13 protein-coding genes and 1 pseudogene are annotated in these 16046 nt (G+C 28.9%); 5 read left to right on the forward strand and 9 right to left on the reverse strand.

Features of this window, described 5'->3' with window-relative positions; all coding sequences use genetic code 11:
* Positions 1-73: 73 nt before the first annotated feature.
* Positions 74-1429 carry an MATE family efflux transporter gene (locus EYR00_RS08075; RefSeq protein WP_040434310.1) on the reverse strand — a complete coding sequence of 452 codons (1356 nt, stop codon included), beginning with the start codon at positions 1427-1429 and terminating at the stop codon, positions 74-76.
* 296 nt (positions 1430-1725) lie between these two features.
* Between EYR00_RS08075 and EYR00_RS16095 the strand changes: the two are divergent.
* From EYR00_RS16095 to EYR00_RS08090, 3 genes and pseudogenes are all read left to right on the forward strand, one after another.
* A pseudogene (locus tag EYR00_RS16095) lies at positions 1726-1902 on the forward strand (ATP-binding cassette domain-containing protein); the annotation flags it as partial.
* A gap of 106 nt (positions 1903-2008) precedes the next feature.
* Positions 2009-2251, forward strand: coding sequence for an ATP-binding cassette domain-containing protein (locus tag EYR00_RS08085; RefSeq protein ID WP_003537689.1), 243 nt, complete (start codon positions 2009-2011; stop codon positions 2249-2251).
* Positions 2252-2996: 745 nt separating this feature from the next.
* Positions 2997-3191: a P-loop NTPase family protein gene (locus EYR00_RS08090; RefSeq protein ID WP_003537685.1), complete on the forward strand. Its 195-nt coding sequence runs from the start codon at positions 2997-2999 to the stop codon at positions 3189-3191.
* A 137-nt stretch (positions 3192-3328) separates the two neighbouring features.
* On the opposite strand, the gene EYR00_RS08095 is transcribed toward EYR00_RS08090, so the two are convergent.
* A complete protein-coding gene (locus EYR00_RS08095; RefSeq protein ID WP_003537683.1) occupies positions 3329-4309 on the reverse strand; it encodes a diaminopimelate dehydrogenase in 981 nt (326 codons plus the stop codon).
* A 162-nt stretch (positions 4310-4471) separates the two neighbouring features.
* On the opposite strand from EYR00_RS08095, the gene EYR00_RS15855 reads away from it, so the two are divergent.
* Positions 4472-4630: a TetR/AcrR family transcriptional regulator gene (locus EYR00_RS15855; RefSeq protein ID WP_003537681.1), complete on the forward strand. Its 159-nt coding sequence runs from the start codon at positions 4472-4474 to the stop codon at positions 4628-4630.
* A 1219-nt stretch (positions 4631-5849) separates the two neighbouring features.
* On the opposite strand, the gene EYR00_RS08105 is transcribed toward EYR00_RS15855, so the two are convergent.
* From EYR00_RS08105 to EYR00_RS08115, 3 genes are all read right to left on the reverse strand, one after another.
* Complete coding sequence (locus EYR00_RS08105) at positions 5850-6071, reverse strand: hypothetical protein (protein ID WP_003537680.1); 222 nt, start codon at positions 6069-6071, stop codon at positions 5850-5852.
* A 45-nt stretch (positions 6072-6116) separates the two neighbouring features.
* The gene (rsmH, locus tag EYR00_RS08110; RefSeq protein ID WP_040434308.1) at positions 6117-7157 is read right to left on the reverse strand and encodes a 16S rRNA (cytosine(1402)-N(4))-methyltransferase RsmH; all 1041 of its coding nucleotides are present in this window, start codon (positions 7155-7157) and stop codon (positions 6117-6119) included.
* A 395-nt stretch (positions 7158-7552) separates the two neighbouring features.
* On the reverse strand, positions 7553-7708 hold the full coding sequence (locus tag EYR00_RS08115; protein ID WP_003537678.1) for a MazG-like family protein: 156 nt from the start codon (positions 7706-7708) through the stop codon (positions 7553-7555).
* A gap of 737 nt (positions 7709-8445) precedes the next feature.
* On the opposite strand from EYR00_RS08115, the gene EYR00_RS08120 reads away from it, so the two are divergent.
* Positions 8446-9705 carry a methionine gamma-lyase family protein gene (locus EYR00_RS08120; protein ID WP_003537677.1) on the forward strand — a complete coding sequence of 420 codons (1260 nt, stop codon included), beginning with the start codon at positions 8446-8448 and terminating at the stop codon, positions 9703-9705.
* Here EYR00_RS08120 and EYR00_RS08125 read toward each other — a convergent pair.
* From EYR00_RS08125 to EYR00_RS08140, 4 genes are all read right to left on the reverse strand, one after another.
* The gene (locus EYR00_RS08125) at positions 9702-10448 is read right to left on the reverse strand and encodes an SDR family NAD(P)-dependent oxidoreductase (protein ID WP_040434323.1); all 747 of its coding nucleotides are present in this window, start codon (positions 10446-10448) and stop codon (positions 9702-9704) included. The two genes, EYR00_RS08120 and EYR00_RS08125, sit on opposite strands and share 4 nt — an antisense overlap.
* A 19-nt stretch (positions 10449-10467) precedes the next feature.
* Positions 10468-11025, reverse strand: coding sequence for an elongation factor P (gene efp, locus EYR00_RS08130; RefSeq protein ID WP_040434306.1), 558 nt, complete (start codon positions 11023-11025; stop codon positions 10468-10470).
* 74 nt (positions 11026-11099) lie between these two features.
* Positions 11100-12326: a nicotinamide riboside transporter PnuC gene (pnuC, locus tag EYR00_RS08135; protein WP_003537673.1), complete on the reverse strand. Its 1227-nt coding sequence runs from the start codon at positions 12324-12326 to the stop codon at positions 11100-11102.
* Positions 12327-12938: 612 nt separating this feature from the next.
* Positions 12939-16046 carry a type I restriction endonuclease subunit R gene (locus tag EYR00_RS08140; RefSeq protein ID WP_040434304.1) on the reverse strand — a complete coding sequence of 1036 codons (3108 nt, stop codon included), beginning with the start codon at positions 16044-16046 and terminating at the stop codon, positions 12939-12941.

Genomic DNA, 16046 nt, shown 5'->3' on the forward strand with positions numbered 1-16046 from the left:
TAATAACATATGCATTCTAAGATACAATTGACCGTTAGTTACTATTGCTGGGAAAAAATAAACGAATTGTTAATTAAACTGTTACTTCCTCGCTACTTTGAGTTACTTTTAATTCTTTACGTTTATAAATCCATCCACCAATAAAGACAATATTCGCAAAAAGCCACGCTAATGGATTTGCAAAACAAATTGCATTAAAACCAAATGATGAAACAAAAAAGAAAGCAACAATACAGCGAGCTATCATTTCTGCAACACCGCCAAACATTGCTAAAAAACTATAACCTAATCCCTGTAGTAAATTACGCAATATAAATAAAATACATAAGATATAATATCCCATCGAATTAATTAACAAATATTGTTTAATTTCTGCCATAATAACAACTTCTTTAGCATCGATAAATAACAATGATAGATAATCAGAAGTAAAGTAAACAAATATAAATACAATAGCACAATAAGCAGCGCCAATAATACAACTTACTCGTAATCCGGCGAAAATCCGTCCTATTTTATTTGCGCCTAAATTCTGACCGCCATACGTTGCCATTGTTAACCCTAAAGTTTCTAATGGCTGAGTCAACATAACAGAAATTTTAATCGCAGCAGTAACTGCAGCTACAACATCTGAACCTAAAGTATTAACAGCAGATTGAATCACAACACTGCCAATTGCAGTAATCGAAAACTGCATTGCCATCGGTAAGCCCATTTGTAATAATCGAATACTGTGTTTTTTACTGAATTTTTTATCATCATGTTCGAAAGTTAAAACGTCGGTTTTCTTTTTCATATAAATATAGCAGGCTGCTCCAGATAGAAATTGGGCAATTACTGTTGCATAGGCAGCTCCTACTGCTCCCATATCAAATTGAGTAATAAAAATCAAATCTAGAACAATATTAATTATTGATGATAAAATCAAAAAATATAACGGTGTCCTTGAATCTCCGATTGCTCTTAAAATACTTGATAAAATATTATATAGCATTGTGGCAAATAATCCAATAAAGATAACCACGATATAATCATATGCCTGCTGATAAATATCACTTGGTGTTTGCATCAACTCTAAAACTGATGGTAAAGCAATAACAGTAGCAATTGTCATAATTGCTGTAATTAACATACATAAATAAAATGAATTAACTATATATTTTTTCATGTCTTGTATTTTTTTACCACCAAAACTTTGGGCAATTGGAATTCCAAAACCACTACATATACCAATTCCAAAACCAATAATCATAAAGTTTAGTGATCCGGTCGACCCCACAGCTGCTAAAGCTGTTTTCCCAACATATTTCCCAACAATAATTGTATCAACCATACTATAAAACTGTTGAAAAATATTACCTATTACTAAAGGTATCCCAAAAGCAATAATCAGCTTAAGAGGACTACCTGTCGTCATATCCTTTTTCATCATTTTCCCTCCTTAAACATGTTTATTTATTATACATTATTTTCTAACAATGTTAAGAAAATTTATAAATATGAAAAACTATTTATATCAAGTAATCACTTTATTAAAAAATATAGTTTAATACATTTATTGACTAAAATTGACAGTATCTTTAATTTATTATATATTCATTTGCAGAAGGTAATATTTATGTTAATATTTACTGCTTTATTAGATAGGAAAAAAAGAAAATGAGTTTATTAACAATTAAAGATTTATCTCATGATTTTAGAGATAAAATATGATATAAAAATGTAAATTTTAAAGTTTTTAAAAATGAACATATAGTCATCTTAGGAGCCAATGGTGCTGGTAATAGCATATTAATGAAATTGCTTACCGGTGCTTATTTACCAGAGTATGGTCAAATTATTTGGCATTCTAATATTAAAGTCGCCCACCTTAATCAATATGCTACTCTTAATCAAGAATAAATAATCAAAGAATATCTTAGTCCTGTCTACAATGAAGAATATTTTTTAGAACAAAAAATGCTAACACTGTATCAAAAAAAGAAGTTTTAATAATAATGAAGAACTTTTGACTTTAGCTGGTAGATATCAAGAAAAATTGATTAACAGTGGTTATTATACTATCGATACTTCAATAAATATGGTAACTGCAGGACTTGGGATTAATCTAATTGGACTTGATAAAAAAATTAATAAAATCAGTGGTGGACAATGTGCTAAAGTGATTCTAGCTAAATTGTTATTAGAAAAACTAGATGTTTTATTATTGGATGAACTTACTAATTTTTTAGACACTAAACATATTAATTAGCGAGTTGACTTTTTAAATAATTTTATGGACACCTATATTGTTATCTCGCACGATTTTGATTTTCTAGATAAAATTACTGATTGTATTTTAGATATTGATTATTATACAATAAAAAATATCGTGGAAAATATTCATCTTTTTAAAACAAAAAAACGTCTTCGCACTGATTATCTAAGACGTTATCAAAAACAACAAAAACATATAAAAAACGGAACAATTTATCCGCAAAAATATAGCTGGGAATAATTCAGAAATAACTCAAGGAAGACGTAAACAATTAGCTCACTTTGAACGTCTAACATCACCTATTACAATTATAATACTAGATTTTAAATTTAAAAATCTACCACTTTTAACGAAACAAATTCTTAAAGCAGCTAATTTAACGATTGGATATCATAAGCCTTTACTTTCAAAGATCAGCTTTTCACTGTCCGCTCAAGAAAAATTGCCATTACTGGATTTAACAGTGTTGGAAAATCAACACTTAAAAAACGTTACTAGGTGAAATTATTCTGATATCAGGAACCTTTATTTTTAATGATCAAATAAAAATTGCTTATTATAATCAAGATTTAATTTGGACTAATGATTATCAAACACCGTTAGAAATAGTTCACGATAGTCATCCTAAATTAGGCATTAAGACAATTCGAACCAATCTTGCACATTTCAATATTACGACCGATCTTATTGATAAACCAATTATCCAATTAAATGGTGGTGAGCAGACAAAAGTAAAATTATGTATGTTGCTATTATTACTAGCCATTTATTGATTTTAGATGAACCAACTAATCATCTAGATCAAGAAATAAAAAAAGCATTGGCAAAAGCAATTAAAAATTATTCTAGTAGTGCTATTTTAGTTTGCCATGAGCCTGATTTTTATCAAGAATTAGTTGATCACATAATTAAAATAGAAAACTGTAATTTCTAATAAAAACCTACATAGTAGTTAATGATCTGATGCCTCTTTAATATTCAGCGTTTCATTTATTTACACAGTCTGCTTTAGAAGTACCATACCATAACATCTACTAGTAGGTTTTAGATTTATTAAATTTGAAAATTTTACTATAATAATTTTTTTCTTAATTCATCACCAGATTCAGGATGTAAGTAAGCAGGCGCTATATCAAAAACAGTTTTACATCCATGTTGACCCTCTTGATACATCCGATGCGCTGCTCGAGCATATGCAACTAATACACTTGACGTGAATTCCGGATTTGAATCTAAGGTTAATTTATACTCAATTACATGTTTGTTTTCTTGTTCGAATCCAGTTGTACCACTTCTTAATACAACCCCTCCATGAGGAATTCCTTGGTGATCACGTAATAATTCAGCTTCACTTATAAAATGAACAGTAGTATCATAGTCTGCAAAATAATTAGGCATTGTCTTAATTTCTTCTTCTATTCTTTGTAAATCAGCCCCTTCTTCAGCAACAACAAAGCATTCACGAGTATGTTTTTGACGTGTTACTAAAGTTGGATTCTCCCCATTACGAACACTTTGAAGAGCAGCTTCTACTGGAATAGTATACTGTCTTGCATCCTTAACTTCGTCAATTCTTCTGATTGCATCAGAATGTCCCTGACTAACCCCTTTTCCCCAAAAAGTATAATCATGACCCTGCGGTAAAATAGCTTGTCCATAAAGACGGTTTAATGAAAATAACCCTGGATCCCAGCCAACAGAAATAATACTTATATGTTTATTCTTTTTACTTGCCTCATCAACATTAGCAAAATGTTCAGGGATTTTAGCATGTGTATCAAAACTATCAACTACATTAAAATATTCTGCTAATTCTACTGTTTGTTTTGGTAAATCATTGGCACTACCACCACATAAAACAAGAACATCAATTTGATCTTTCATATCATAAACTTTATCCATACTATAAACAGGTACATCACTATGTGTTTTTACTGATTTAGGATTTCTTCTTGTAAAAACCCCAGTTAGTTCCATATCTTGACTATGTAATACTGCACATTCTACCCCACGTCCTAAATTTCCGTATCCTACAATTCCTATTTTTATCATGTTTCCACTCCTTATATTTTTTAATATTTTATCATTCTTTTATCAAAAAAACACGAATATGAAATTTTTCTTACATCAATATATTTTTTCTCATATATAAACTTCTACTATTAAATATATTTATTTTGGCAACTAATAACTATTAGCTAAAAAGGGGAGGAAATGATTTCAACAAAAGAAAAAATATTATTAGAAGCACTAACTTTATTTTCAAAAAATAGCTACGATGCAATAACTGTTAACCAAATTGCTCAAATCGTTGGAATCAAGGCTCCATCACTGTATAAACATTATCGAAGTAAACAATATATTTTTATATGATAACATTAAAAATATGAATGGTATCAAAAATTTGTCGAAAGTCTAGAAATGAATGGAATTGCTCTAGAACAAGAGATGTATCGATTCATTAATATTGATGAGAATATGTTTCCTTATTTTCTCCACGACGAATTTCAAAGTAAGTTTGAAAAATAATGACAGTTGAACAGTTTAAAAATAAAGATTTTGCCAACTAATATATCAAAGAATATTTTGACGATTCATTACCCTATCAACAATTCATTTTTCTGTTTTAACCAAGCATAATATTTCAAAAGACGAAAATTCATATATTATTACTTTACACTTTTATACTCCTATTTACATTCTTATCTCTTTATGTAACAGTACCCCAGAACGTGAAGATGAGGTAGTTAATATTTTGGGACTTCGCATTAAACAGTTTAATCGTTTATATGCTAATAATGGTAAAATTTAATGAATCGCATTAGCATTTTTACAAGTTGCTTTTTATTTGCAATTTATTATCATATTGAAAATCGAAATCTTCCTTTTGTTCTACCAGCATGATTATTTTTCCGATCACGATATGTTTTCTATGTTTAATTTAACTTTATGCAAAGGATACCAGTTTTTAAAAAAATATATTTCTAACCATCAGCTTAATCCAATACTTTTTAAAAGGACTGTTCAAATATATAATCACAGAACCGTCTTTACTTTGAGTTTCTAGATTTCTTTATCAAATTTCTCTGTCTTCTTTGCAAATTTTAGCTGGTATCCTTTTAACTCTTTATTTATCAAACCACAACGTTACATGGAATGCCGTATCTATAATTAAGATTCTATTTTCAGTACAGCCTTTTAGTTTTTATCCCTACTCCATTTACAATTTAGCTTTTTGTTTAGTGTCTATATTGGAATAAGAATATAGACATTATCATCATCCTGAGCATTTTTATAAAATCAGTAATAAACACTCAACTTGTGAAAACTACAACTTAGATACTTGTCATAAACATGAAACAAAATTATTTCATAAAGCACTCAAAGATAAATATCAAAATAAATAAAAAGATAACTACAAAATCTAATATATTTAAAGTTATCCTCTTATTTATATGATTTTAAAATTAATTTAATCGTACTCTGTTTTACTTAAAATTATTAAAGAGCTTATTTTATATTAATAATTTCCATAAGTATTTTGGAAATATCATCATAATCATTGATCCAAATGACATTTATCCCCAAACTATTAAAATAATGCTACCTTATAATTATAATAGTTTTTTATGTACTTATCGTTATTAGCTGCAATATCATCACAATTCTCTTCAATGATATCTATATTCTCTTCTAACTTTGAAGTCGGAATATATACTTGATTATTTCTTATTACCAAAACAACCGCTTTATCATCAATGTTTTCTCCATTATATATATCACTGATTTTCCAAATTTCTCCCCTATTATTCATATATTAGTTTAGTTATCTTTCAATATATAGTAATTCCAAGTATACTTAAGCTTTGATTGCCCATCTCATTTTTGTTGATTTAGCACGACTATTCATATGACACTCTTCTTTACTTGGTCTAATCACATTTCTAGCTACATCACTATAAATTCCAAGATTTTTCATTTCTTTAAATGCCTTTTTAACAATTCGATCTTCACCAGAATGAAATGTTAATATCGCAACTCTGCCTCCAGGTTTAAGAATCGTTGGGAGTTTATCCATAAATTCTATGAGAACATCAAATTCACGATTAACTTCAATCCGTAAAGCTTGGAATACCCGTGCAGCTGATTTCTTCACTATGTCTTTTCGTTCTGTCACTGGAATAGAAGACAGGCTTTTTTCAATTATTTTATACAGTTGTGTTGTCGTTGTAATTAATTGGCCTGATTTTAAGTATGAATCAATATTTCTAGCTATTTCTTTTGCGTATGGCTCATCAGAGTTTTCAATAAAAAGCTGCTCTAACTGATCTCTATTTAACTCTTGTAGCTTAATAGATGCTGGAACTCCTTTTTGAGGATTTAATCTTAAATCTAAGGGACCCTCTTTTTTATAGGAAAAGCCCCGTTCTGGATTATCTATTTGCATAGATGATACCCCTAGATCAGCTAAAACAAAATCAAACAAACCAACCTCTTTTGATATGATATCAATGTCTTTAAAGTTACAATTTTTTATTGTTAAAACATCTTCGCCATATCCTTTACCTAATAAGCGTTCTTTAGTTTTTATACTTTCAATTGGATCAATATCTAAAGCATACATATGACCAGTATAATTTAAACATTCCAGCATTTTTAAAGTATGTCCGCCATAGCCTAAAGTACAATCTAATCCTATTTGCCCTTCTTGAATATCTAAAAATTCTAAAATTTCATCAACCATGATTGATAGGTGCATACCTACTGGCGTGCTACCTTTTTTAATTACTTTTTCAATTGTTTCTGGATATAATTCTGGATTTAATTCTTTATACTTCTCATTGTATTTTTTAGGATGCGTTCCCTTATATCTAATCCTTCTTTTATGTTTAGGTTCCATAATTAGATTCCTCTCTTTTTTAGCTACTAATTTTTTATTTACTAACAACTATCTTATCATCATTAGATAGTAAATGTCTAGGATATATGCAAATCATCTATGCTTACTGAGATAATCAAAAATATTTATTAAGTAATTTAGAAAATTTTATATAAAAAGGATAAAATGTTTTAAAACTAACCTTTTATCCTTTCTTCAAAATTATCCTCTTTATATAATTTTTTCATTTCTACTGCAGTATTATTACCCAAATAAAATGCAATGGGTAGAACTCTCAATTTTTTTAATTTTAAGTAACAATTTTAATACTCTTTAAATTCCTCATATCAAAATTTATTGATATCTTTTAATATAAAACAGCATATTTATACAACACTTTATTATATATACAAAGCTTATAATTGATTATATTTTTTACTATTTCCTTTAGCTTTTTCAACAGGATATTTCTTTTCAGTCTTTTTCAATTTCTTTAATACTATATCTTCCAAATCAACATCTAACTTATCAGCCATCAAAATACAATAATTTACCACATCAGCCAATTCCATATACTAATCTTTCTATCTTTTCATCTATTTTATCATTATATACATCTAATAGAAATTGTTCTTTTGTTTCTTGATACACTATCATAACTTCACCCCAAATTTAAAATTATTTATTTAAGTATATCATAGATAAGTATATCATATATTATTTTTTTAATAATTATTATTAAAAATTCCTACAATCATATTAATCAACTAAATCAAATCATAAGTCTTTGGGTTATGGGTTATTTTCTTTATTTGTGAAAATCTACTATATGATTTATATTCATTTTAATTTTGAATAGCTATAAATTATATGATTATTTTCTCTATATCTTATTTACCACTACGCATGCCTGCATGCTCATCTCTCATATATGTTACAAATTCAAAAATTTTTAAAACTTACTAAGCCGTATTCATGATGAAAACTATCTTAATCATATTAAATATGTACAAAATATTAATAACAGCTACTGTTTTGTTGAAAGTATGTTCATTATATTATAATGATAATGTGGTTAAAATTTTCAATCTAGTTGTGCCAAACTTTTGATAAGTCACCTTGCAATCATGAAATCAAGAATAATTCAATAAGAAAATGCTTTAATATCACACATTTTAATCCTTAGTTACTGCTTTATACTTGTTGTTTTTTTATTTTCTCAATTTATTAATATTTCTTCAATAGATATCAATGCAATTAATCAAGAAATGTGTATAATAAACAATGTATTATTTATAGGAGGTTTTTTATGATACTTGATCAAATAAATCCGGATCTACTTACTTTAGCTAAAGAATCTGATACAGTTTTACATGATATCTACGAAAAGATCGACTCTATTTGTCTAACAAATTCTAATCGAATCTTATCTGCTTTTATTGAAAACAAAGTCTCTTACTCAGATTTTAGTGATATCAACGGTTATGGAAACTATGATGAGGGAAGAAATAAGATTGAAAAGATTTTTGCAACGGTTCTTGGTTGTGAGGATGCATTAGTACGGCCTCAAATTATGAGCGGAACAAATGCCTTATACATAACTCTTTCAGCCTTATTGAAACATGGTGATACAATGATTTCATTGTCTGGTGCTCCTTACGATTCGCTTCAGGAAATGATTGGGATAAGCGGAGATTCAAGTCAGTCGCTAAAAGCTGCCGGAGTGAAGTATGAACAAATTGAATTAATTAATGACGATTTTGATGATCAAATGATTATTGAACGCTTAAAAGAAAAGAATATTAAATTAGTTGAAATTCAAAGATCTAGGGGTTATTCGCATCGTAAGTCATTATCGATAGCAAAGATTGAACGGATCATTAAAAAGATTCGTGAAGTAAATGATGAAGTAATTATTATGGTAGATAATTGTTATGGCGAGTTGGTAGAAACCAAAGAACCTGGGCATGTTGGTGCTGATATTGTTGTCGGATCTTTAATGAAGAATCTTGGTGGCGGGATTGCTCCAACTGGAGGATATGTAGCCGGTAATCAAAATTTAGTTTATATGGTAGCGGAAAGATTAACAGCTCCAGGAATTGGAAAAGATTTAGGGGCTAATTTCAATTTAAACAATGCTTTTTTTAAAGGAATTTTTATGGCACCCAATGCTGTAAAAAACGCATTAAAAACTGCTATATTTACAGCTTATATGTTGGAAAAACTAGAATATTCAAACGTATCTCCTCGCTATGATGAACCACGGACTGACATTATTCAAACATTAGAACTTAAATCTAAGGAGAATTTAGTAAGCTTTACTCAAGGCATTCAACAAACTAGTCCGATTGATTCATTTGTCCATGTTTTACCAGCTCCAATGCCAGGGTATCCTTTTGATGAAGTTATGGCTGCCGGCAGCTTTACTCAAGGCAGTACGATTGAATTAAGTGCTGATGCCCCAGTTATTGAACCATATACCTTATATCTGCAAGGCGGTTTAACTTTTGAGTATGGAAAATTATCTATTTTATTAGCATTATCAAATATGAAAAGGAAGTTGAATTAGCAACTTCCTTTTTGTCCACCATCAATTCGAATTACGGTATTATTAATAAAATCAGCTTCTTTGCTTACTAAAAACTTTACTAAATAAGCTACTTCTTGAGGATCACCATAGCGATTGACCATGATTTTTTCAACTTCTTCTTTTAAAAATTGCTCATCATAACCATTCAGTTCATTTTCCGTACCAATGAAACCTGGAGCAATGCAGTTTACATTAACAAAGGGTGCAAATTCAAAGGCAAGATTATGTGTCATAGAAATCAATGCAGCTTTAGATGCATCATAATCAATACACATCGGATAATAGGTATTAATACCATTGGTCGAAGCGATATTAATGATTTTTCCATATTCTTGATCGATCATATGGCGATAAACACGTTTACTGCAATTAAATGCTCCTACTACATTTACATCTAATGTTTTTCTAAATTCTTCAGCATTTTTTAAATGAAATAAATTTGATAAATCTACGGCTGCATTATTGATCAAAATATCAACGCCACCAAGTTTTGACTCAATCAAAGATACCATTTCATCTACTTTATCTTCCTTAGAAACATCTCCTGCAATAGCCAAACAACGTACTCCATAATTATCAATAATCATATTTTTTAATGCCTCAGCTTCTTTTTTGGATGTTAAATAATTAATTACAATATCATATCTTTGTTTTGCCAATTCTAAAGCAATTGCTTTGCCAATTCCTTTAGCCCCCCCAGTAATCAATACAATTTTATTCATAATTTTAAAAAAGAGCTTATTAAGCTCTTCCAGCATACTTTCCATCAGTTGTAAACACAACGATTTTTTCTCCAGTATCAATGAACTGAGGAACCCGTAATGTTAACCCTGTATCAGTAACGGCATCTTTTGTCTGGTTAGATGGTGCACCCTTGATGGCTGGATCCGTTTCAACCACTGTTAATTCTACTTTTTCAGGAACAGATACTGATAACAATAACCCGTCAAAGAACATTAATGAAACAGTTGAACCTTCAATAATATAATATTTATTGTCCCCTACTTGATCCTCTGCCAATTCATATGTTTCATATGTTTCTAGATCCATAAAATAAAAAGTAGCATCTGCTTCATATGAATATTGCGCATCTTTTCTTGAAATATTTGCTGCTTCAAACTTAGTCGAAGCATTAAAGTTTCTTTCTTGAATCGATCCAGTTTTTAAGTTTCTCATCTTTGTTTTTAAGATGGCCGCTCCTTTACCTGGTTTTACATGTTGAAAATCCATAACTTGACAAGGATCACCATCAACAATCAAAGTTAATCCTGTTTTAAAATCACCTGCTAATATAGCCATATTTTCACTCCTAATCTTGCTCATATTAATATATACTTTATTCTATCAATTTTAACATCATTCCTCAAGACACATTATGATATTTGTGCTTGTTTCTCTGTTGTATGTTCCTTAATATATCTGCTCCACTTGATATAGCCATATGTTGTATTAGTAAAATAGCCTAATTTTAGAACTAATAAAACATATTGTCCCGAAATAATATTTATAACGGCTTCAAGAAATGCACAAATATACCATGCAATCCACTGCTCTTGCAACCTAAAGAAAATAAATAAACCATTTGCAATCCCTACTGCTGAGGCACAAGCATCAATATAGATAATGAATGTTTCTAATAATTCATTGTTGTAGAAATCCGTGGCAATATTTAAACCACTAATAAGATATCCAATTACAAACGTCCAAACAATGATTCCGATGATAACTAAAACTTCCTGGTATCCTCTTAGTTTTCTTACTACTGTTAATTCATTTTCTTCATCATCTTTATGTTTTGACCAATTTATGTAACTAATAATATCAATTGGCAGCCAGAAAAATAATGTTGTTGCCATTGTAGCAAATCGATACATTAATACTACACATATAGCAATTTCAACAATTTCAACTAATACCGAAACAAGAAAATTATATCGTGATTGTTTAGAAATCAATAATTCACAAAGAATATTTAAGAATGTATCCAATAAATAAAGCAGCATAATGATAATTCCATTTACCCCATTAGCACTTTCTTCTGGGAAAACTACGGAAAAAATCGTTGCTAGAACCATGATCGAAATAAACCATGATTTTTCATAGGTTGTAAATTGTTTTGCAAATAACATCATAATTAAAATGGATAACATCAAGATTAAAGAAGCAATCCCAAAGTTAAATAATGAGGCTAATTCATTAGCTCTTACTTGTTTGTAGGCATACTGTACTTCTTGATCGTTTATATTTTGGTGATCAAAATATAATTTTGTCCCATTTTTTGTTTCGTATTCATATGCTGTAATTATCTTATCATCTAATTTAACATAGTCTTCATATGAATAAGATACAATTAGCTGCTTGTCACCATTTATATAGGTAACATCACAAATCGTGTTATCTTCACTGTAGTCTTCTAAGTCAGTATCTCTTGTCATCTGGATACTTTGTTTAAACTGTATATCTTCAATATTAGCATTAATATCAAACAAGCCATATCCAATTGATATAATTGAAGCAATACATAATCCTATTGAAAATATTACTTCTATCATTCTCAACCTTTTTTTAGGTTCCATGTTTACTTTAAAAAATTTAATCATATCAAACCTTCTTCCCCTATATATTTACATTTTTAATGCTTTTACATTATAATATATTTTTGTAAATATGAAATAACTTTTTTATAAATAGTAAGAACAAAATAATATAGTGTATTAAAAAAGCCAATATTCTTTGTAACCAAAGAACTTAGCTTTTTATTTACATCTATTTATTCTTGAAAATTTTCTTTTATAAAAAATTCTTTTCTTCTTAAACTATTATCTAATTCACCAATTTCAAATTTACTTCTGACTTTTGAAAAATATCTTCGCAACCATCCTGTCAAGTAAATATCTTCATTTTTTCAATTTTCAAAATAGCTTTTGGAATCATCTATGTTATTCAAATAAAAATCTGACAAATAACGTTTTACAGTACATATTTTTATTTCTTTTGAATATTGTAATTTTCTACCTATAGTAAGTAAAAACCTCCTATAAAAAGCACCTATATCAGGTGCCAACACTGTTAGCGTGCTTATCCTTTCTACAGGTACTATTTTAGACATTGTCTTTTTTAGTATACAGACTTAACCATTTTAGTTCATTACAAATCCTTAAAAATACAGCACATGTTAAACAATATTTAAATGAAAAATATTCTCTATCAAATTATAATTTATCTCCAATATGTTTAAATTTCTCTACAAAAGCAGATATTTTCTGAAATACTGTTTGCTTTTTTGTTAAATACCCTGGATTAAGTGGGCTCATTTTAGGTAATATTTCATTTAAATCTATACCATTTTCACTCGCATATTCTCTTTTCAATGAAACTAGAATATATCTCTTTGCAGCATCTACATTAAGTCCTTCCTCGTTGATTAATTCCTCTGCTTCTCTTTTTTGCTCCTGTTGAGCAAACTCATAGAAGTCAGCAAGAATACTTACTTTATCCTGTATTTTATTTAAATCTGTTTGATTTATAAAATCCACTATCAAACTTTCTTTAGCACGATTTTCTATACTAGAACGAATAATACGACGTATTTCATCAACTAATGTATCTTTGTCTTTTACATCTTTATTCTTCTCATAAATTAATTCAAGAATATAATCCAAATTTATTTCTTGTGACTTTAATAAATCTATTTCAAAAATTACGTCATCCCAATTAACAGAAGACTTTTCTTTATCATTTCCTGCCCTTTCTCGATGAAGCCATTCGCGAATATCATTATATGTAGAACGATAATCTTGAATCACTCTCTCATCAGGAACAACTATTTGTTGCATAGCAGCAATATCCTCATCACTTATATAATGAGTTGTTTTAAATTCTTCTATAGCTTTTTCATCATTTACATCAATCTTTTGTAATGCTCTTAGATTTGTAAATTCATCAAAGTTTTGAAGAATATTTTCAATTCTTAAATATTCACTAAACAATTTTGTAAATTCTTTTTTATCACTTTCTGTAACTATTTTATCAACATTTGGGAAACGAGTATTTAATTCATTAACTACATCAACATAACCACGTCGTGCTTCTCCTGTAGATATATCTGTGAATCCTTCCATGTATTCTTTATAATTATTTTCAAGTATTATATTCTTTGTGTTATCATCACCAAAGCATTTGATTGCAGCAATTGTAGCCTGTTCTAAATCTCTAAAAGTAACAATATTTCCAAATGTTTTTGTAGAATCATAAATACGATTTGTTCTTGAGAATGCCTGTATTAACCCATGGTAACGAAGATTTTTATCGACAAATAATGTATTTAGTGTTGGGGCATCAAATCCTGTTAAAAACATACCAACTACAATTAAAAGATCAATTTCTTGATTCTTCACACGGTTAGCAAGGTCTCGATAATAATTTTGAAACTCTTTGCTTTCTACACTAAAATTAGTTTTAAACATCTTATTGTAATTTTTGATAGCTAACGTTAAAAATTCTTTTGCACTACTATCCATAGCAGTAGGTTCAAAGTTTTCATCAGCAATTTCTCCTATTGCATTTTGTTCTTCGTTTGCTGCATATGAAAATATAGTAGCAATTTTTAAAGGTTTTTCACTGTTTTTTTGTAAATCGTTGAGTGTTTCATAGTACAATTTTGCTGCATCAATACTACTTACAGCAAACATTGCATTAAATCCTTTTGCACCAATATGTCCACGATGTGTCTTAATTCTAAAATTATTTAAAATATATTGAGAAATCTCTCTAATTCTTTCAGGATGTAATAATGCTTCTTTAGTTTCTGCAGCAGATAATTTTTTCTCATCTTGCTCCATTTCGATAGATTTAAATTTAGGACGAACATCGTTGTAATCTACTTTAAATTTAAGAACTTTTTCATCTCTAATAGCATCTGTAATAACATAAGAATGTAGTTCACTCCCAAATACAGAAGCAGTAGTCTCTGCACCTAATGCATTTTCAGGAAATATCGGTGTACCAGTGAATCCAAATTGATAATATTTCTTAAACTTCTTCTTTATGTTTTTTTGGGCCTCACCAAATTGAGAACGGTGAGCTTCATCAAAAATAAAAACCACTTCCTTATTGTAAATTGCTAAATTCACGTCACTTTTTATAAGATTATTTAATTTTTGAATTGTAGTTACAATGATTTTATTATCCTCTTTTTCAATATTTCGTTTAAGTCCAGCAGTACTTTCAGAGCCATTTACACTATCAGGCGAAAACTTTTGATATTCTTTCATTGTCTGATAATCTAAATCTTTTCTATCCACCACAAAAAACACCTTGTCTATAAAATCAAGTTCTGTTGCTAAACGAGCAGCCTTAAAACTAGTTAAGGTTTTTCCTGATCCTGTTGTGTGCCAAATATAGCCACCGCTTTCTGTAGTACTCCATTTTTTTAACTCATGCGCACTTTTAATTTTCCATATAATTCGTTCAGTAGCTGCTATTTGATAAGGTCTCATGACTAATAAGTTATTACTTGAATCAAAAACAGAATATTGTAATAAAATTCTTAATATTGTATTTTTTTGAAAAAAAGTAGCAGTAAAATCTTTAAGGTCTTTTATTAAAGTATTATCAGCTTTTGCCCAATTCATTGTAAAATCAAAGCTATTTTTATCTCTTTTTGTCGTATTTGCAAAATATCGAGTATCTGTTCCATTAGAAATAACACAAATTTGTAAATACTTGAATAGAGAATGCTCTGAGTTATAACTTTCTTTACTATATCTATTTACTTGATTAAATGCTTCTCTAATAGCAACTCCACGTTTCTTAAGTTCCACCTGTATCAAAGGAAGACCGTTTACCAAAATAGTAACATCATAACGATTTGCTTGGGCTCCTGTTATTTCAAATTGTGAAATAACCTGCATTCTATTTTTGGTTATATCATCTTTATTTACAAGATAAATATTTTTTATATGACCATCGTCAAATACAAAATCATAAATATAGTTATTGTGAATTTTGCGAGTTTTATCTATATGGCTATCACTTGATTTATCTAAATATTCTTTACAGAATCTTACCCATTCTTCATCACTAAATACCACATTATTAAGTATTTGTAATTGTTCACGCACATTTTTAAGCATTGCTTCAGGGGTTGTTAACTCTGGTAAATATTCATATCCTTGATTTACTAAATCTTGAATAAACTCTTTTTCAAGAGAAGCTTCTGTTTGATAAATGGAAGCTTCTTCTCGTATAAGTGAATACTTTTCATACTTGTCGAGGACAATAAAGTTTTTTGATTCTACAATAGGTTTATATTCAAACAT

This window comes from Thomasclavelia ramosa DSM 1402, from assembly GCF_014131695.1.
In the GTDB taxonomy this organism is placed as follows: Bacteria; Bacillota_I; Bacilli_A; order Erysipelotrichales; family Coprobacillaceae; genus Thomasclavelia; species Thomasclavelia ramosa.